The 16,974-nt window shown below is 42.7% G+C and carries 19 protein-coding genes; 7 read left to right on the top strand and 12 right to left on the bottom strand.

Annotated elements, in window-relative coordinates; genetic code table 11:
- The first annotated feature begins 15 nt into the window (after window positions 1-15).
- Together bamC and OCU28_RS08240 are read left to right on the top strand one after the other, a co-directional pair.
- The gene (gene bamC, locus OCU28_RS08245) at window positions 16-1,065 is read left to right on the top strand and encodes an outer membrane protein assembly factor BamC (protein ID WP_261815731.1); all 1,050 of its coding nucleotides are present in this window, start codon (window positions 16-18) and stop codon (window positions 1,063-1,065) included.
- 335 nt (window positions 1,066-1,400) lie between these two features.
- The gene (locus OCU28_RS08240) at window positions 1,401-2,372 is read left to right on the top strand and encodes a transposase (RefSeq protein WP_261815730.1); all 972 of its coding nucleotides are present in this window, start codon (window positions 1,401-1,403) and stop codon (window positions 2,370-2,372) included.
- Between the two features lie 209 nt (window positions 2,373-2,581).
- On the opposite strand, the gene OCU28_RS08235 is transcribed toward OCU28_RS08240, so the two are convergent.
- The 4 genes from OCU28_RS08235 to OCU28_RS08220 are packed head-to-tail and all read right to left on the bottom strand — an operon-like array spanning window position 2,582 to window position 5,038.
- Entirely contained in the window at window positions 2,582-2,803 is a 222-nt protein-coding gene (locus OCU28_RS08235) for a DUF2897 family protein (RefSeq protein ID WP_261815729.1), read from the bottom strand.
- Window positions 2,804-2,829: 26 nt separating this feature from the next.
- Complete coding sequence (locus OCU28_RS08230; protein WP_261815728.1) at window positions 2,830-3,528, bottom strand: M15 family metallopeptidase; 699 nt, start codon at window positions 3,526-3,528, stop codon at window positions 2,830-2,832.
- Window positions 3,529-3,532: 4 nt separating this feature from the next.
- Window positions 3,533-4,669 carry a succinyl-diaminopimelate desuccinylase gene (gene dapE, locus OCU28_RS08225; protein ID WP_261815727.1) on the bottom strand — a complete coding sequence of 379 codons (1,137 nt, stop codon included), beginning with the start codon at window positions 4,667-4,669 and terminating at the stop codon, window positions 3,533-3,535.
- Window positions 4,670-4,687: 18 nt separating this feature from the next.
- Window positions 4,688-5,038, bottom strand: a complete 351-nt coding sequence (locus OCU28_RS08220) for an ArsC family reductase (protein WP_261815726.1) — start codon at window positions 5,036-5,038, stop codon at window positions 4,688-4,690.
- A gap of 191 nt (window positions 5,039-5,229) precedes the next feature.
- Here OCU28_RS08220 and OCU28_RS08215 point away from each other — a divergent pair, with 191 nt between their 5' ends.
- Entirely contained in the window at window positions 5,230-5,511 is a 282-nt protein-coding gene (locus tag OCU28_RS08215; protein ID WP_261815725.1) for a winged helix-turn-helix domain-containing protein, read from the top strand.
- A gap of 2 nt (window positions 5,512-5,513) precedes the next feature.
- Here the strand turns inward: OCU28_RS08215 and OCU28_RS08210 are convergent, their stop codons facing one another.
- On the bottom strand, window positions 5,514-5,855 hold the full coding sequence (locus tag OCU28_RS08210) for a DUF2956 domain-containing protein (protein WP_261815724.1): 342 nt from the start codon (window positions 5,853-5,855) through the stop codon (window positions 5,514-5,516).
- A gap of 58 nt (window positions 5,856-5,913) precedes the next feature.
- Here OCU28_RS08210 and OCU28_RS08205 point away from each other — a divergent pair, with 58 nt between their 5' ends.
- Complete coding sequence (locus tag OCU28_RS08205; protein ID WP_261815723.1) at window positions 5,914-6,363, top strand: DUF2919 domain-containing protein; 450 nt, start codon at window positions 5,914-5,916, stop codon at window positions 6,361-6,363.
- A 40-nt stretch (window positions 6,364-6,403) separates the two neighbouring features.
- Complete coding sequence (locus tag OCU28_RS08200; RefSeq protein ID WP_261815722.1) at window positions 6,404-7,303, top strand: Dyp-type peroxidase; 900 nt, start codon at window positions 6,404-6,406, stop codon at window positions 7,301-7,303.
- Between the two features lie 62 nt (window positions 7,304-7,365).
- Here the strand turns inward: OCU28_RS08200 and crr are convergent, their stop codons facing one another.
- From crr to cysZ, 5 genes are all read right to left on the bottom strand, one after another.
- Complete coding sequence (gene crr / locus OCU28_RS08195) at window positions 7,366-7,875, bottom strand: PTS glucose transporter subunit IIA (RefSeq protein WP_261815721.1); 510 nt, start codon at window positions 7,873-7,875, stop codon at window positions 7,366-7,368.
- Between the two features lie 40 nt (window positions 7,876-7,915).
- Entirely contained in the window at window positions 7,916-9,640 is a 1,725-nt protein-coding gene (gene ptsI, locus OCU28_RS08190; RefSeq protein WP_261815720.1) for a phosphoenolpyruvate-protein phosphotransferase PtsI, read from the bottom strand.
- 125 nt (window positions 9,641-9,765) lie between these two features.
- Window positions 9,766-10,023 (bottom strand): HPr family phosphocarrier protein, encoded by a 258-nt coding sequence (locus tag OCU28_RS08185; RefSeq protein ID WP_205158071.1) that lies wholly within the window; start codon window positions 10,021-10,023, stop codon window positions 9,766-9,768.
- Window positions 10,024-10,299: 276 nt separating this feature from the next.
- Entirely contained in the window at window positions 10,300-11,268 is a 969-nt protein-coding gene (gene cysK / locus OCU28_RS08180; RefSeq protein ID WP_261815719.1) for a cysteine synthase A, read from the bottom strand.
- Window positions 11,269-11,402: 134 nt separating this feature from the next.
- Window positions 11,403-12,167: a sulfate transporter CysZ gene (gene cysZ, locus OCU28_RS08175; RefSeq protein WP_261815718.1), complete on the bottom strand. Its 765-nt coding sequence runs from the start codon at window positions 12,165-12,167 to the stop codon at window positions 11,403-11,405.
- Window positions 12,168-12,343: 176 nt separating this feature from the next.
- On the opposite strand from cysZ, the gene zipA reads away from it, so the two are divergent.
- Entirely contained in the window at window positions 12,344-13,333 is a 990-nt protein-coding gene (zipA, locus tag OCU28_RS08170) for a cell division protein ZipA (protein ID WP_261815717.1), read from the top strand.
- A gap of 73 nt (window positions 13,334-13,406) precedes the next feature.
- Complete coding sequence (ligA, locus tag OCU28_RS08165) at window positions 13,407-15,437, top strand: NAD-dependent DNA ligase LigA (RefSeq protein WP_261815716.1); 2,031 nt, start codon at window positions 13,407-13,409, stop codon at window positions 15,435-15,437.
- A 51-nt stretch (window positions 15,438-15,488) separates the two neighbouring features.
- Here the strand turns inward: ligA and OCU28_RS08160 are convergent, their stop codons facing one another.
- Window positions 15,489-15,941 carry an NfeD family protein gene (locus OCU28_RS08160; protein ID WP_261815715.1) on the bottom strand — a complete coding sequence of 151 codons (453 nt, stop codon included), beginning with the start codon at window positions 15,939-15,941 and terminating at the stop codon, window positions 15,489-15,491.
- The gene (locus OCU28_RS08155) at window positions 15,938-16,861 is read right to left on the bottom strand and encodes an SPFH domain-containing protein (RefSeq protein ID WP_261815714.1); all 924 of its coding nucleotides are present in this window, start codon (window positions 16,859-16,861) and stop codon (window positions 15,938-15,940) included. The genes OCU28_RS08160 and OCU28_RS08155 overlap by 4 nt, the downstream gene beginning before the upstream one ends.
- Window positions 16,862-16,974: the final 113 nt, after the last annotated feature.

The following is a 16,974-nucleotide window of genomic DNA, read 5'->3' as shown; positions in this document are numbered from 1 at the left end:
TGGCTAGGAGTATCGATGAAATTTGTTAATCAGCTAGTGATAAGCTCACTGGCTGTTGCTGTTTTAAGTGGCTGCGCAGGCAGTGCCGCTGAGCGACGTCAAGCAAAAGACGACTTTAAGTATCTAGAGGTTGAGCCAACCTCGGCTATTGTATCTTCGCCTGAGCAAACCTTAGAGCATTATCCTGATTATGATATTCCTAAGGGTGAGTTTTCTGGTGGAATTGGTAAGCAGGTAGATATTCGACCACCACAACAAGTTTTGGAGTTGATTCCTGGAGCTCGTACCGATCAAAAAGATGGAGAGGTTACGTTGTGGCTGTTAACTTCCGAAGAGCGCGATAAGGTCTGGGAAACAGTAAAGAATATGATTTCAGAGCGAGATATTAAACTTGTTGAAGAATCAGATAATAGCCTAGAAACAGACTGGATCGTTTGGGAAGAAGAAGACGAAGAAGAGACCTTACAAAGTCGATTTAAGATTGAGCGCTTCGAGCAAAACTCTCGTTATGGCTTCCGTATCAGTCTGATTGCGTGGAAAGAAGGCGGTGAAGAAAAACCGGTTTCTCGTACCAATAAAGAACGTTATAACACCTTTATGACAAACCTTGTTACGTCACGTTATGATCAAAGCGTGAGGGAAGAGGCGGCAAGACAAGCCCTTGCTTTAGTTAAGGTTATCCCATTGAGCATGGGCAAAGATCGTAGTGGTTTACCTATAATTATCGCTCGCGCGCAATACAATGTATTTTGGCAAAGGGTTCCTGAATTACTACCGGTTATGGGCTTTAGTTTAGAAGAGCGTAATCAATCTCAAGGTACAATTAAGGCCAGCTACGCAGCGCCTGACGACGATTTTTGGGACCGAGTCGGAACCAAACCTTTGAATTATAATTCAGAGACATATACCTTCTTGCTTGGTGATTTAGGCAACCGAACCTCTATAAATATAACTGACGCCAAAGGCAAACCAGTCACAGAGGAAATGCTTGAAGATATGTTACCAGTGCTAGTTGAAGTCATGAAAGACGAACCAGCTAAAGATACTGATACTGACGACAAATAAAACTAACAACGCCCACTCTTAGAGTTGGGCGTTTTTTATTCCCCAACTTTACTCTCCCCCTGTATCAAGGACACACACCAATTTCACCCCGCCAATTTAGGGGTAGACTGCGCTAAATTAAGGACAGACCGCTTAATGGTTATGCTTTAGACTCGACTTTATATTCATAATTAGGTCATCAGAATTAAGCTATTAAGCTTTTGTTTTTCGCATGAAAGTATGAGATTTAGTATGAACTTTTGTTTATTTGAAGGGTTTTTAGGCTTCTTTAAGAGTGTTCCTCTCCTGACTGTACTATCACTATAAGATGATTTGTTATTGTAAGGGGGTTTCTGGTGACAACAGCAAGAAAGCAACTCGTATCTGTCGAAGCGACGCCTTATTATCACTGTGTTTCGCGGTGTGTTAGACAAAGTTTTCTTTGTGGAAAAGATATCACGAATAATATTAGCTACGAGCACCGTAAAGACTGGATTGAGACGAAATTACAAACCTTGTCTAAGTTATATTGTATCGATATTTGTGCATATGCAATTATGAGTAATCACTATCATCTAGTTATCCACCTCAACAAAGACAAAGCTGAAAATTTATCACCGTTTGAAGTTGTTGAAAGATGGGGGTTAGAGCATAACTTACCGAATTTGATTATGCGGTGGAAAAGCGGTCAGATTGAGTGTGCGATAGAAGAGGCGGCTTGTCTGAAAATCATTGAACAATGGCGTGAGAGACTATGGTGCCTAAGTTGGTTCATGAAAGAGCTCAATTATGACATTGCATGCCGAGCCAATGATGAGGATAACTGCAGAGGTCATTTTTGGGAGAGCCGGTATAAAAGCCAGGCTTTGTTGGATGAAAAAGCACTGATCGCCGCAATGGTCTATGTTGACCTTAACCCTGTTCGCGCTGGTATTGTGGATACACCTGAAGCGTCGGATTTTACCTCTATAAAAGCGAGAATAGCCCGAGCTTATCAAGGGGAAATTAATGCACCTTGCCTTTATCCGTTTGTCGGGGATGTATTAAACGAAGCTTATGAAGGTGTTCCTTTGATTCTCTCAGACTATATTGAGTTAGTTGATTGGTCAGCTCGGCATATTCGACAAGGTAAGGCTTCAGTTAGTGAACAATGCCCTCCAATATTGGAACGGTTACAGCTTCACCCTAAAGAGTGGATTAAAGTGTGCACTCAATTAGGACAAACAGGCCGAACAGCGGTAGGTGACCCTAATGATATTCAAGCGTTAAAGTCTATTTTGGGTAAGAATAAGATATGTCTCTATCGACTTCAGGAAAGAGGGGCCTAACAAGTAGTAGGAACCAGTAATAGACTCGAACTAGTACTGCTAGTATTGTCTCAATATTAACTATCTTCCCCTTCCTATTATAAGCAGTGCTTTCTAGTGTAAATATTTTCCTCAATATGCTTATCGAGGTACCTAAATACAGCGTGATCTTTGATGAAAATATATGAGACTGTCCTTGAGATACCTCGGACTGTCCTTAAAAGCATTTATTACTTATCTTTGAAGTCATTAGGTTCATTTTCATCTTTTTGGTTTCTAGCTTGGCGCTCTTCGTCATACTGCTTTAACCGTTCAAGCTCATCGCGTTTTTTTTCTGACATTGTACTTATTTTAAAATTAGCAGTGTGCTTTAAAGCTGCAATATTCCCTACAACTATACATACAACGACGAAGATAATGACCCAAGGGTTAAAAATTAAATCTAAAAGCATTCGGTGTGTGTCCTATGTTGTTTATTCTAATCAATAGATATATTTGAGATGTATCGAACGTAAAGGTTATCAATATTGTTGATAATGGCACTCGAGCCTTCAATAGGGTGGTTTAATAATGTACTGCTAAGTAACAGAGGGGATAGGTGGTGTAGAGCTTGAGTTGCTACTGCTTTATGGCTTATGTGCCAAGGTTCAGCGGCTACCCCGCCTAAATCCTTGCTATAAGGAAAGAAAAACCCAAATAGATGTGCATTTTTTTGTAGCCAATTATAAAAATGTATTTGATGACCAGCTAGGTATTCCCAAGGTTCTAGTTTTAGGTGTGTGTCCTTAGGAAGGGTGTTTTGCGCGTAGACATCAAAATCTGTTCCCCAATGGTGACGACTGGCTCCAGGTAGTGCTGACCAGCGCATGATAGCCGTGATTTTTTGTTCATCGTCGAGAGAGTGTGGGTCTATAGGGTGAGAGTCGGAGTCTAAAATCGCACGCTGCCCGGTAAACTTACTATTCCAAATGGCCTTCTGGCGGGAGAAGTCTCTAAATCCACTTGCAATGTTTAATTCAAATCCTTCAGCGTGCGCAGCCCTAGCAAGATTTTGTAAATCCCTAGCAACTAAAGTATGAACGAGGAGACGTTGTTCATTGATGTTAGTTGGAATTAAATGGGATTGGCATAAACCGGTTAGGTGTGTGTCCTGCCAAAGGATTTGAGTTTTTGTCATAGGTTTATTTAACTAGTAGGTTTTGTAGTACGTTTTGATACATTTTGGCAAGAAGATCAAGATCTTCTGCTTTCACGCATTCGTTAACTTTATGGATAGTAGCGTTTACCGGCCCCAATTCAATCACTTGCCCACCCATTTTCGCGATAAAGCGACCATCGGAGGTACCACCAGTGGTCAGTAATTGAGGCTTTTGACCGTTTACTTGTTCTACAGCATCAACAACGGCGTCTAATAGATCACCAGTTCCGGTAAGAAAGGGTTCGCCGTTTAGTGTCCATTTTAGGTCATATTCAAAGTCGTATTTATCGAGTATTTGATAGATACGCTGTTTTATCTCTTCATGGGTGATTTCTGTGCTGTAGCGCAGGTTAAACATTGCGTGCAACTCACCGGGGATAACATTACTGGCGCCTGTCCCTGAGTTTAGGTTAGGGAATTGGAAGCTAGTTGGTGGGAAAAATTCATTGCCTTGATCCCATTCAACCTGGCTAAGCTCGGCAAGTGCCGGTAAGGCGAGGGGTATCGGATTTTTTGCAATATGTGGATAGGCCACATGCCCCTGAATCCCTTTTACGGTTAGTTCGCCAGTAAAGGAGCCTCGTCGACCATTTTTGACTATGTCACCAACGTAGTTAGTACTAGAGGGTTCACCTACAATACACATATCAATAATTTCATTACGAGCCATCAAGGTCTCTACGACACGAGTGGTTCCGTTGATGAACGGGCCTTCTTCATCTGAGGTAATAAGAAAGGCTATGGAGCCTTTATGGTCAGGATTAGCAGCAATAAATTCTTCTGCTGCAATAACCATTGCGGCAAGAGATCCTTTCATATCTGCAGCGCCGCGACCATATAGGTAACCATCAATAACTTGTGGCTCGAATGGCGCAGTATTCCAGTGAGTAAGATTACCAGCTGGGACGACGTCGGTGTGGCCTGCGAAAGCAAATAAGGGCGCTTCTTTTCCACGGCGAGCCCAAAGATTTAGGGTGTCCTCAAAGTGTAATACTTCAATCTCAAAACCAAGTGCTTTAAGGCGTTCAATCATAAGTGGCTGACAGCCTGCATCTTCAGGGGTTACAGACTCTCGACTGATAAGATCTTTGGCTAGCTCTAAAACTGGACTTGCTTGCATTCTAATTCCTTGAATATTTTAAATATGAAAAATGTCGTTATATTGTTCAGCTTTAAAGCCTATATGTAGCAGTTCACCGATACGAATGATTGGGCGCTTAATCATTGCTGGGTGCTCTACCAAAAGAGGGATTAACGTCTGTTCGTTGAGTGTCTGCTTTTGTTCATCCGTGAGTTGGCGATAGGTTGTACCACGTTTATTGAGAACCTGCTCCCAACCTAACAAATGACAAAATTCGTTGACCAAATCGGTATCGATACCTTGCTTACGATAATCGTGAAATTGAAACTCAATGTCGTTTTCCAATAGCCATTTTTTGGCTTTTTTGATGGTATCGCAGTTTGGTATACCGTACATGATTACACTCATTTCAGATCCTTTGTTGATGTGTTTATTGGCATCCTAGCAGACTACATTCCACGATTGTAGAGTTACTGTAACAGTTTGCTTTGTCTATTGTTTGCTAAAAAAGTGTGTTTGAACACAGTTGAATTGATCCGCCTCAATTTTCCTCAACCAATATTAGTAATAATGAATACGACTAATTTTCGGAGGTATCAATGGAATTGAATCCTGTTTTCGCGCGTCGTTTGTATCTTGCACACCTAATAGCGAGTATTGAGCGCCCAAATGTCCCCAAGCTGATTGAGCGCACAGGCTGGCCTCGTCGCACCATTCAAGATGTACTCAAAGCTTTGCCTGGGATTGGCATAAGCTTACAATTCATTCAAGATGGTTGCCGCCATAATGATGGGTATTACACCGTATCTGACTGGGGGCCATTAGATGAAAAGTGGCTCACCTCGAATACCGCTCAACTCGAAGCGCAATTTAACAGCTAATACTATTTAGCAAGGTAGAGTGCAAATCCAATCCAGCTTAAGATAAGTAATATCCACGGCAGCATAGAGCCCGTTTTGTTCGATGATGGTACTGCATTGCTAGCCGGTAGTTCGGTTTCAGATGCTTGGTTAGCTACAGCAGGTCGTATGCTCTTCTTCTTGGCTTTATCAGCTTGTCGCGCTTTTTGTTTGTGCTGTTTTTTGTATTCAGCAATACCTTTGGCAATACCTTGCGCGATAAGCCGAGTTTGTTCTTTTGTTTGCCCAGGGCGTTGAGTTGCTTTAGCGACTTTTTCTGCTTGCTGTTGGGCTTCGTTTGATATTATCGTATTGTTCTTTTTCATTGCGATCGGTATAGAGAAATTCTAATTAGAATTATGCCTAATTTTTTGAGTAACGTGAATGCGATATTTTATCGAAGATTATGATAAACATGGCTATTTGAAGGCTCCAATCTGGCTTTGGGTTGGGTTAGCGTTCTTAGCTCGTGGCTGGGTCGCATTTGTTATGGCAGCAGCAACCCGTGATAAAGGCAGTGAGATATTAGGCTTATTGTACCCTAGCGTCTCACATCTATATTTAATGATGTGGTTAGGGCTGCCTTCTATTGTCATTATGTGGTTTATTGGTCTGCGTACCCCAGAACGACCATGGATTGCGAAGGTTGTACGTATCGGGCGTTGGGTCGTCCTGGCTACCGCTTTTATTCAGATTGTCATAGAGCTACAAGCGGTTGTATTAAGGCATGGACAGTTTAGTTGGGGAAGTGCAGTATCCATCGTAGGATTAAGCTGGATAATCATATATTTATTTAATAGTCATAGAGTTAAAGAGTGCTTTAAAACACCATAACCTTGTAAAATCATAATGTAATCTATTTTTAGGAGTGAAAATGATTCAATCGCAAACAGCTATTGTGCCAGAACCTGGCCCATTTGCTTTATATGTATTATTGAAGGTTACAGGGGACAGTCGCCTTGTGATGCAGAGCCTACGTCAAGTAGGTGAATGGGTTGGAGAGATCAACCACAATCAACCTGGTGCGAACCTTACGAGTAGCATTGCCTTCTCCCATGATTTCTGGAGTTCTACATTTGAACAAGCTCCGCCTCTAGAATTGAAGAGCTTTCCTCGACTAGAGGGTGGTGAGCAGGTTGCTCCTACAACGGAAGCTGATATTTACCTGCACTGTCATTCTCATCGTCATGACCTGCATTTCTACTTGTTACGCAAATTGATGCAAGAGATCTCCCAGCAGGTTGAAGTCGTTGATGAAACCTATGGATACAAATATCTAGATTCTCGTGACATGACCGATTTTGTTGATGGCACCGAGAACCCGAAAGGGGCTGATCGCGCGGATGTTGCTTTAGTAGCTGAAGGTGAGTTTGAGGGTGGAAGCTATGTAATGGTGCAACGCTTTATTCATGCACTGCCTGCATGGAATGCGCTTTCAGTTTCTCAACAAGAGAAGATTGTTGGGCGCACAAAGCCAGACTCAATAGAACTTGATGATGTAGATGCGCAGTCACATGTGGGGCGTGTAGATATTAAAAAAGAAGGTAAGGGGCTTAAGATTGTACGTCATAGCTTGCCATACGGCTCTGTATCGGGTGAGCACGGCTTATTGTTTACAGCTTATTGCAATACCCTAAGTAACTTCAGCGCAATGCTAGACAGCATGTATGGTCAAGTAGATGGTAAAACAGATAATCTTCTAGATTATACTAAAGCTGTGACTGGCGCTTACTTCTTTGCACCGAGCCAAAATTTGTTACAAACCTTAGCTTAGAACTAAATTCTGATAATAAAAAACGCAGCCTAAAAGCTGCGTTTTTTTATACCTAAAGGTACTTATTTAGTTATGCGAAGTACCGCAGTCTCGCCAACTGTTACTGTACCAGAAAGTTTGTTCAGCTCTTTAATTTCATCCATGTTAGAGATAACAACAGGAGTAAGAGTTGATTTTGCTTTCTCTTCTAGAAGGGCTAGGTCAAATTCGATAACAGTGTCACCAACTTTAACTTCTTGGCCTTCTTCAGCGATACGAGTAAAGCCTTCACCTTTAAGTTCAACTGTGTCGATACCAAAGTGAACGAACATTTCAATACCGTCAGTAGACTCGATAGAAAACGCGTGGTTAGTTTCGAAGATTTTACCGATAGTACCATTTACAGGGGCAACGATTTTGTTACCAGTTGGTTTAATTGCGATACCATCACCAACGATTTTTTCTGCAAAAACCACATCAGGCACATCTTCAATGTTAACGATTTCACCGTCCAGAGGAGAGATGATTTCGATTGAACCTGCAGTGTTGCCTTCGTCCGATACCAGCTTCTTAAGTTTGTCAAACAGACCCATTACATGCTCCTAAGCAATTAATTTCTATTGAATTATATTATTAGTTGGTTTTATCCGCGATAAATTTCGCAACGTGCGCTTCAATTTCAGCAGCAGTTGGCATTTGCAGAGCTTCATCTGCCATTGCCTTAACTTCTGCGAAGTTAGAGTTACGGATAACTTTCTTAACTGTTGGTATAGAGATGCCGCTCATTGAGAACTCATCTAGACCCATACCTAATAGTAGAAGTGTCGCACGCTCGTCGCCGGCTAACTCACCACACATTCCAGTCCACTTACCTTCCTTGTGAGAAGCGTCAATCACCTGTTTAATAACTGTAAGTACAGCTGGTGATAGCGGATTGTAAAGATGAGAAATAAGCTCATTACCACGGTCTACTGCTAGAGTATACTGAGTTAAGTCGTTTGTACCAATACTAAAGAAAGAAACTTCTTTTGCTAAGTGGTGTGCAATCGCTGCAGCGGCTGGTGTTTCAACCATTACGCCGATTTCGATTTCTTCATCAAACGCTAGCCCTTCGCTACGAAGTTCAGCTTTGTATTCTTCAATTGCATCTTTAAGTTGACGAATTTCTTCAACCGAGATGATCATTGGGAACATGATGCGCAGTTTACCGTGTGCAGATGCACGTAGAATACCACGTAGCTGATCGCGAAGAATTTCACGACGGTCTAAACTGATGCGAACTGCGCGCCAGCCTAGGAATGGGTTCATCTCTTGAGGCAGGTCCATGTACGGTAGGTCTTTATCACCACCGATATCCATAGTACGGATAATTACGGCCTGACCTTCCATTGTTTCGGCTACTTCTTTATACGCTTGATATTGCACTTCTTCTGTAGGAAGTGAATCGCGGTCCATAAATAGGAATTCAGTACGGTATAGACCAACGCCTTCGCCACCGTTACGGATAATGCCATCGCAGTCTTTTACAGTGCCGATATTGCCACAAACTTCGACATGATGACCATCAAGAGTGACAGCTGGTAAGTCTTTTAGTTTTGCGAGCTCTGCTTTATCTGCAAGGAAACTTTCTTGGAATTGTTTCGCTTCATCAAGCTCAGCTTGTGATGGGTTAATGATGATCTTGTTGTTTAATGCGTCCAGGATCAGCATGTCGCCGTTTTTCACTTGTTTAGTGATGTCGTTAGTACCAACAATCGCTGGAAGCTCTAGAGAGCGAGCCATGATAGAAGTGTGTGATGTACGACCACCGATATCACAGCCAAAACCTAATACATAGTCTAGGTTGATTTGTGCTGTTTCTGATGGGGTAAGGTCGTATGCAACAAGAATAACTTCTTCATTGATATCGCTGAGCGATACAATATTGATACCTAGAGCATTTTTAACAAAGCGCGTACCGATATCTCGGATATCAGTGGCACGTTCTTTTAGATATTCGTCATCTAGTGACTCAAGAGCAGTTGCTTGCTCTTCGATAATGCTGTGGATTGCATTGTCAGCAGAAAGTTTGTCACCTTTAATAAGAGCAAGAATCTCTTCTTCTAGCTCTTCATCTTCAAGAAGCATGATGTGACCTTCAAAGATCGCTTCTTTTTCTTCACCAAAGGTTTCTAATGCTTTTTGTCGTACAATATCAAGCTGAGCAGAAGATTTAGAACGCGCATCATAAAAACGCTGAACTTCAGCATCTACTTGATCTGCTGTAATTTTATTTGTGTTAAGAACGATTTCGTCTTCTTGAAGAAGTAATGCTTTACCAATAGCAATACCCGGAGAGGCTAGAATACCTGAGATCATAGCTGTACCTCGAATTGGTCAGTTTTTGTCCTAGATTAGTGTTAATTTTTACTCTAACTAGGCATTAAATCAATAAAGCCACTTGGCTTTTTAAGCAAGTGGCTTTAGAAACTAGATGGGATGGCTTAGTGAAGCTCATCCATCAGTGCTACTAGGTGATCTACCGCTTCTTGAGCTTGTGCGCCCTCTGCAGAGATAGTTACTAGAGTACCTTTAACTAGACCAAGAGTTTGAAGCTTGAAAAGGCTTTTAGCGCTTGCGCTTTTGCCATTTGAAGTCACAGTGATGTCTGCGTCGAAAGATTTTGCTTCTTTAACGAACTGTGCTGCTGGGCGAGTGTGAAGACCATTTTCTGCTGTGATTTCTACTTGCTTCTCGTACATGTGAATTACCCCGTTGTTTATATCGATTATGTTTGTGAATTCTGAATTAGTTTTCATTTTGTAAGGAATTATTAACCAAGCAAAATGCTACTTTCAGTTGAATTGACTTCGGTTCTTATGACCTCTTGTTCAACCCTTATTTTATGACTTCTTTTATTTTGAAGTGAAAAATAAACCAAACTCATAGTACCAAATGTTAGCGACGGATCAATAAAAAAGCCCCGAGTCGGGGCTTTTTATGTCTAAAAATTGATACATCTACAATTTTTGAATAATTTATTGTTGATTTTCTTTTTCAGTGAATATGCCAGCAAATAGTGCTGTACTTAGGTAACGTTCACCAGAGCTAGGTAGGATGGTTACAATATTTTTACCTTTAAATTCAGGTAGTTCTGCTATTTTATTAGCAGCAACGACTGCAGCACCAGACGAAATCCCAGCAAGAATGCCTTCTTCTTCCATTAGTCGGCGAGCCATCTCAATCGCTTCATCAGAAGTGACGGTTACTACCTTATCAATAAGTTCTAGATCTAAGTTTCCAGGAATAAAGCCCGCACCGATACCTTGAATTTTATGCGGAGCTGGTTGAATTGCTTCTCCGGCTAACGCTTGACCAATTACTGGTGATTCAGCCGGTTCAACGGCAACAGAGGTTATTGCTTTGCCTTTGGTCTTTTTAAGATAACGGCTTGTACCCGTGATAGTACCACCGGTACCAACACCAGAAACCAACACATCGATTTCACCATCGGTTGCTTCCCAAAGCTCAGGACCGGTTGTTTGTTCGTGAATTGCTGGGTTGGCAGGGTTATTAAACTGTTGTAGCAATAAAGTGCTCTCTGGGTTCTGAGCAACAATCTCTTCAGCTTTAGAGATTGCACCTTTCATGCCTTTAGCCGCTTCAGTTAGCACAAGATTTGCACCCAGAGCCTTGAGAAGTTTACGACGCTCTAAGCTCATAGATTCAGGCATTGTCAGAGTCAGCTTATAGCCACGAGCCGCTGCCACAAATGCCAATGCAATACCCGTATTACCACTAGTCGGTTCAACCAGTTCTATGCCAGGCTTTAATAGTCCCTGTTTCTCGGCTTCCCATACCATATTTGCACCGATGCGGCACTTTACGCTAAAGCTTGGGTTACGCGCTTCAACTTTTGCGAGAACGTTACCTTGGCTAACACGGTTTAGGCGAACTAATGGAGTATTACCAATAGTCAGTGAGTTATCTTCGTAAATCTTGCTCATTGCTCTATATCCTTGTGCACATTGATGCGAATTAGTTTGGGTCTATATATGCCCTAGAATAAGTCGCATCAATCCGGTTATAAAGTAATAAAAGGTTATAACTAATATCAGTTTGTATTATAACGTTTATATTATTACAGCTTATAGCTGTCCTTAAACTCTGATACCCACATAGCGGTAGCCCCGCATACGGCAATAGGCATAATAATCAGGTTAAGAATGGGGATGGACGTAAACAAAGCCACCAGAGCTCCAAAGCCATAAGCTTTAGATTGTTTGCCTTTTAGGCTCATACGCATGCTTTGAAAATCGACCTTGTGGTTATCGAAGGGATAATCGCAGTATTGGATCGCTAGCATCCAACTGGTAAAAATAAACCATATCACTGGAGCCACAGTTTGGCCGAAAGCAGGAATGAGCAATAGTAGAAATAACCCAATAGCTTTAGGTAATAGATAGCGGAGTTTTCGCCATTCTCTAGCTAAAATTCTTGGCACATCCTTGACTAATTCTGCCCAACTTTCCTCTATCATTCCTTCAGGGCTCAAGGTTTGTTCTACTTTTTCTGCCAGTAAGCCGCAAAACGGGGCGGCAATAAAATTGGCTAAAGTGCTAAAAAAGTAAGAGAAAGTCGCTAATATAGTAAGAGCAAGTAGTGGCCATAAAACGTAAGTTAGCCATTCTAAGAATTCGGGCAAACCACCGATCCACTGTTCAATCCAACTATTTAGGTTAGAAAACAAGTAAAACAGTGCTGAACCTATTAATAAAACGTTGATCAGGAGGGGCATAAATACATATCGGCGTAAGCCTGGTTGCATTGCAAGCTTGGCGCCGGTGAAAAAATAGCCAACCCCAGTTTGGGTTTGGCGTTGGACAGAGGTGGCATGTTGAGGCATTGTGTCTTGTGTGACCCTGTTTATAGGCATTTGAGCTTAATATATGAAAAGCGTGCTCAAAATCACAGCATAAAATGAGTGAAAACAACGAAAAGATTCAAATCTCTATAGGAGTTTTGTTAAAGTAGAAGTAACCACTCATGGGTATCTGACCAAGGTAAAGCAGAGAGCAAAAAATGCAGGAATTGCGAATCGTACTCATCATAGTCGGCATCCTAGCGATAGCTGGCCTACTGATTCATGGATTATGGACTAATCGCCGCGAACAAAGTGGCAAGTTTTCTGATAAACCATTGGGCAAACTTCAAAAAGAAGAGCCTGAACTTAAGCCAGTTCAGAGTTCAGAGATTAAACAACAGGACCAGAGCACTGACGACTTTGATGTTGTTAAGGTGTCTAAATCAACGACTAAACAAGAACCAAGTTTCTCGGCATTAGAAGAGACGGATAACCCAGATCCTCTTATGTTTTCCGATGTTCAAACTGAGGTTAATGTTGAAGACGATTCGGAGCATCTTAAGTCAAAATCAATTAAGACAGATGCACTACCGACTATTACCATTAGCTCAGATGCATACTCGAAGCATTTTGATGAAGATATTCCATCGGTTACTGCAGTGGAAGAGCCTGAAATCGAGCCTGTATTTGAAGAGCCTCAACCACAAGTTGTTGAACCACAACCTGTCGCTGAGCAACCTGAGCCTGCACAAGTCAGCGAAGACAAGCTAGAGGTGTTAGTGCTACATGTTCAAGCCGCTCATCATCAACAGTTCGCGGGTACAAACCTGTTTGAGAGTATGGAGCAAAACGGTTTGATATTTGGTGCCATGAATATTTACCACCGCCATTCAGACTTAACCAGTAATGGTAAAGTCTTGTTTAGCGTCGCCAATATGATGAAACCAGGTACATTTGAATATATCGATCCTGCTAGTTTTTATACCGATGGCATTTCATTCTTTATGACCTTGCCATGCTATGGAGATGCAGAGCAAAACTTTAAACTAATGCTACATACTGCGCAGATGATTGCCGATGATCTTGGTGGGAATGTATTAGATGACAAGTATGCTCTAATGACGCGCGATAGAATCGACGCCTTTAAGCGACAGGTGCAACAATTTGAAGCCAACAAAAAAGCGCAGCAAGCTAGCCAAGCATTATAGGTTTAACTAATTGAAATTAAATAAAGGCTCTTTATAGAGGATCTATAAGGGGCTTTTTTGTATGAGTACGACTATGCCAAAGACTATTTTTCAACAACACGCTGAGCTCGCTAAAGCTCTTCATTATCATGCGGTGCGTTATTACGTAGAGGACAGTCCTGAAATTCCAGATGCGGAATATGATCGTCTAATGCGCCAACTTCTGGAACTAGAAGCACAAAACCCTGAGTTAGTGAGCGTGGATTCTCCTTCGCAACGTGTTGGTGGCGCAGCTTTGTCTGGCTTCACTCAGGTTGCACATGAGGTCGCGATGCTGTCATTGGATAATGCCTTTGATGACCAAGAACTGGCAAGTTTTTACAAACGCATGCAAGACCGGCTTAATACCACAGCGTTAGGCGACTTTAGTTGTGAACCTAAGCTTGATGGCCTTGCAGTAAGCCTGATGTATGAAAACGGAGTTTTGGTGCAGGCGGCTACCCGTGGTGATGGTGCAACCGGTGAAAATATTACTCAGAATGTACGTACTATCTCAGCTATCCCTCTTAAATTACAAGGAGAGGGTTACCCAACTCGCCTTGAAGTTCGGGGGGAGGTATTCATGCCTAAAGCTAGCTTTGAAAGGCTAAACCAGCGTGCGCTTGAGCGCGGGGATAAGCCGTTTGCCAACCCACGTAACGCTGCCGCGGGCAGTTTGCGTCAACTAGACTCTAAGGTCACGGCTAGCCGCTCACTTGGGTTCTATGCGTATAGCGTAGGAGTTATTGAGGGTGGAACGCTCGCGAGTAGCCACTATCAACGCTTTCTTGAGTTGAAAACCTGGGGATTGCCAATGTGTCCTGAAGTAAGGCGTGTTGCTAATCTACAGGATGTCATTGAATATTATCAGGCTATTTTAAACGGTCGCGATGATCTCTCGTATGAGATTGATGGGGTGGTGATTAAGCTCGATGATATAGCCAAGCAGGAGCAATTGGGCTTTGTTGCACGAGCGCCGCGCTGGGCTATTGCGTATAAATTTCCTGCTCAAGAAGAACTTACTCGCCTCAATGATGTTGAATTTCAGGTCGGTCGAACGGGTGCTATAACCCCAGTGGCTAAGCTCGAACCTGTTTTTGTGGGTGGAGTAACGGTGAGCAATGCAACCTTGCATAACGCGGACGAAATTGAGCGCCTTGGGGTTATGATTGGTGATACGGTTATTATCCGGCGGGCAGGGGATGTGATCCCTCAAATTACTGCAGTTGTAAAAGAGCGCCGCCCAGAATCTGCTGTGGCCGTTGTTTATCCTACACATTGCCCTGTATGCGGCTCCGATACCGAGCGTACTGAAGGGGAAGTGGTTACTCGTTGTAGCGGAGGGTTAGTGTGCTCGGCACAGCGTAAGCAAGCCCTAAAACACTTTGTGTCTCGTAAAGCGATGGATGTCGATGGCCTTGGTGATAAAGTCGTTGAGCAATTGGTGGATAAAGAGATGGTGGAAACACCCGCAGACCTGTTTCGATTGAGTGCTGGGCGAATTACTGTCCTTGAACGTATGGGACCAAAATCGGCACAGAATGTGGTTACCGCTCTAGAAAACGCGAAACAAACCACCTTAGCTCGCTTTTTGTTCTCTTTGGGGATACGTGAAGTTGGAGAGGCGACAGCAGCCAATCTTGCTCTGCATTTCAAAACCTTACCAGCAATTGAGCAGGCGAGTGTTGAACAGCTATTGGAAGTTGATGATATAGGCGCTGTGGTTGCAGAGCACATACGTAGTTTTTTTGCGCAGCAGCGTAATCAAGATGTCATTAATGAGCTTTTAGAGCTTGGTATTAATTGGCCTGAAATTGAAGTGCTATCTGACCCTAGTACCTTACCATTAGCAGATAAAACGGTTGTATTAACTGGCTCTCTATCTCAGCTTAATCGTGGTGACGCTAAAGCAGCACTGCAACAGTTGGGGGCTAAGGTGACCGGCAGTGTATCTAAGAAAACCGATATATTGTTTGCAGGTGACAATGCAGGCTCTAAGCTAGCCAAAGCCACTGAGCTTGGTGTAGAGATTAGAACAGAAGCGGATCTATTGGAGCTAATAGCCCAAAACCAGATTGCTTTATAAGTGAAAAAGGAGAGCTGTGAAGCTCTCCTTTTTTAGGTCAGTTTCACGGCCTCAGTCAATGGCACGAATGTGTAACACTATACCTTCTACTTTGTATACTTCGACTCGAGTACCTTGGGCAAGCGACTGCTCTGAGACCGCACTCCAAGAGGTATCTCCCAAGTGAATGCGTCCTTTACCCACAGCAAATGCCTGTGTAAGGATTGTCGTTTCACCAATCAATTGCTTGGAGCGTTGATTTAGGGTCGATGTTTGATGGGACTTGATATCGCGCTTAGATTGATAGCGCCACCATAGCCAAGTAGTGACAAGGCTAAAACTGGCAAAGCTCATCAATTGCATTTGCCAGCTTAATGGCAGAAATGACAATAATAGGCCCACGATTAACGCAGATAGGCCTAGCCATAAGAAATAACCCGCAGTACCTAGCAACTCAACGCACAACAGGATCAAGCCAAAGGCGAGCCAGTGCCAGAAATTGATCTGCGAAAGTAGCTCGATCACGATTCACCTTTATCAGCAGAATGCTTAAACATTTCAGCTACACCAGCAATTGAACCCATTAGGCCAGCAGCCTCTAGCGGAAGCATAACGATCTTACTATTTTCAGCCTGACCAATACTCTTTAGGGCATCGGTGTAACCTTGCGCGATAAAGTAATTGACCGCTTGCATATCCCCTTTGGCGATCGCCTCAGAAACCATTTGAGTTGCCTTAGCTTCGGCTTCTGCCGAACGCTCACGAGCTTCTGCTTGTAGAATAGCAGCTTGCTTTTCCCCTTCGGCTTTTAGGATTTCGGATTGTTTGTGGCCTTGGGCGCGTAATATCTCAGCTTGACGAACGCCCTCGGCTTCTAGCACTTCGGCACGCTTGTTACGCTCAGCCTTCATCTGAGCGTTCATCGCCGCAGTTAGATCTGCTGGCGGCTGAACATCTTTAATCTCGATACGAGTGACCTTAACTCCCCAAGGATTGGTCGCTTCATCTACGATAGTTAGCAATTGTGTGTTGATAAGGTCACGCTGACTTAGCATTTGGTCCAATTCCATAGAACCTAATACAGTACGAATGTTAGTCAGGGTTAGGTTGCGAATTGCATGCTCAAGGTCAGTAATCTCATAGGATGCTTGAGCTGCATCGACAACTTGAACAAAGCACACCGCATCGATAGTGACATTGGCGTTGTCTTTGGATATCACCTCTTGAGCAGGGATGTCCATTACACGCTCCATCATATTGATTTTGTTACCTATAGTATCAATAAATGGAATAATTAAGTTTAGCCCTGGGTTTAAGGTCTTGGTATAGCGACCAAATCGTTCCACTGTCCAGTTGTTGCCTTGAGGGACAGTTTTTACCGCAGACATAATAAAAACCACAGCCAGTATGATAAATACCACAATTGTGATGAGAGTTGAGTCCATGTGCTTTTCCTTGTATGGATGAATCTAGTTACTATACCTGAAATATTATCCGGACATAGTTTAGCGGCTAATCTTTGCGCGATAAATCAAAACGCTAAGTGGTTTATTACATA

This window comes from Vibrio gallicus (assembly GCF_024346875.1).
GTDB classification, from domain to species: Bacteria; Pseudomonadota; Gammaproteobacteria; order Enterobacterales; family Vibrionaceae; genus Vibrio; species Vibrio gallicus.
The sequence above is the reverse complement of the archived record's forward strand: the minus strand, read 5'-3'. Positions and strand labels throughout refer to the sequence as shown.

Excerpts from the sequence above, each read along its gene's own strand:
- bamC (WP_261815731.1), top strand. The coding sequence starts at position 16 with ATGAAATTTGTTAATCAGCTAGTGATAAGCTCACTGGCTGTTGCTGTT.
- OCU28_RS08235 (WP_261815729.1), bottom strand. The coding sequence starts at position 2,803 with ATGCTTTTAGATTTAATTTTTAACCCTTGGGTCATTATCTTCGTCGTT.
- OCU28_RS08230 (WP_261815728.1), bottom strand. The coding sequence starts at position 3,528 with ATGACAAAAACTCAAATCCTTTGGCAGGACACACACCTAACCGGTTTA.
- dapE (WP_261815727.1), bottom strand. The coding sequence starts at position 4,669 with ATGCAAGCAAGTCCAGTTTTAGAGCTAGCCAAAGATCTTATCAGTCGA.
- OCU28_RS08220 (WP_261815726.1), bottom strand. The coding sequence starts at position 5,038 with ATGAGTGTAATCATGTACGGTATACCAAACTGCGATACCATCAAAAAA.
- OCU28_RS08215 (WP_261815725.1), top strand. The coding sequence starts at position 5,230 with ATGGAATTGAATCCTGTTTTCGCGCGTCGTTTGTATCTTGCACACCTA.
- OCU28_RS08210 (WP_261815724.1), bottom strand. The coding sequence starts at position 5,855 with ATGAAAAAGAACAATACGATAATATCAAACGAAGCCCAACAGCAAGCA.
- OCU28_RS08205 (WP_261815723.1), top strand. The coding sequence starts at position 5,914 with ATGCGATATTTTATCGAAGATTATGATAAACATGGCTATTTGAAGGCT.
- OCU28_RS08200 (WP_261815722.1), top strand. The coding sequence starts at position 6,404 with ATGATTCAATCGCAAACAGCTATTGTGCCAGAACCTGGCCCATTTGCT.
- crr (WP_261815721.1), bottom strand. The coding sequence starts at position 7,875 with ATGGGTCTGTTTGACAAACTTAAGAAGCTGGTATCGGACGAAGGCAAC.
- ptsI (WP_261815720.1), bottom strand. The coding sequence starts at position 9,640 with ATGATCTCAGGTATTCTAGCCTCTCCGGGTATTGCTATTGGTAAAGCA.
- OCU28_RS08185 (WP_205158071.1), bottom strand. The coding sequence starts at position 10,023 with ATGTACGAGAAGCAAGTAGAAATCACAGCAGAAAATGGTCTTCACACT.
- cysK (WP_261815719.1), bottom strand. The coding sequence starts at position 11,268 with ATGAGCAAGATTTACGAAGATAACTCACTGACTATTGGTAATACTCCA.
- cysZ (WP_261815718.1), bottom strand. The coding sequence starts at position 12,167 with ATGCCTCAACATGCCACCTCTGTCCAACGCCAAACCCAAACTGGGGTT.
- zipA (WP_261815717.1), top strand. The coding sequence starts at position 12,344 with ATGCAGGAATTGCGAATCGTACTCATCATAGTCGGCATCCTAGCGATA.
- ligA (WP_261815716.1), top strand. The coding sequence starts at position 13,407 with ATGCCAAAGACTATTTTTCAACAACACGCTGAGCTCGCTAAAGCTCTT.
- OCU28_RS08155 (WP_261815714.1), bottom strand. The coding sequence starts at position 16,861 with ATGGACTCAACTCTCATCACAATTGTGGTATTTATCATACTGGCTGTG.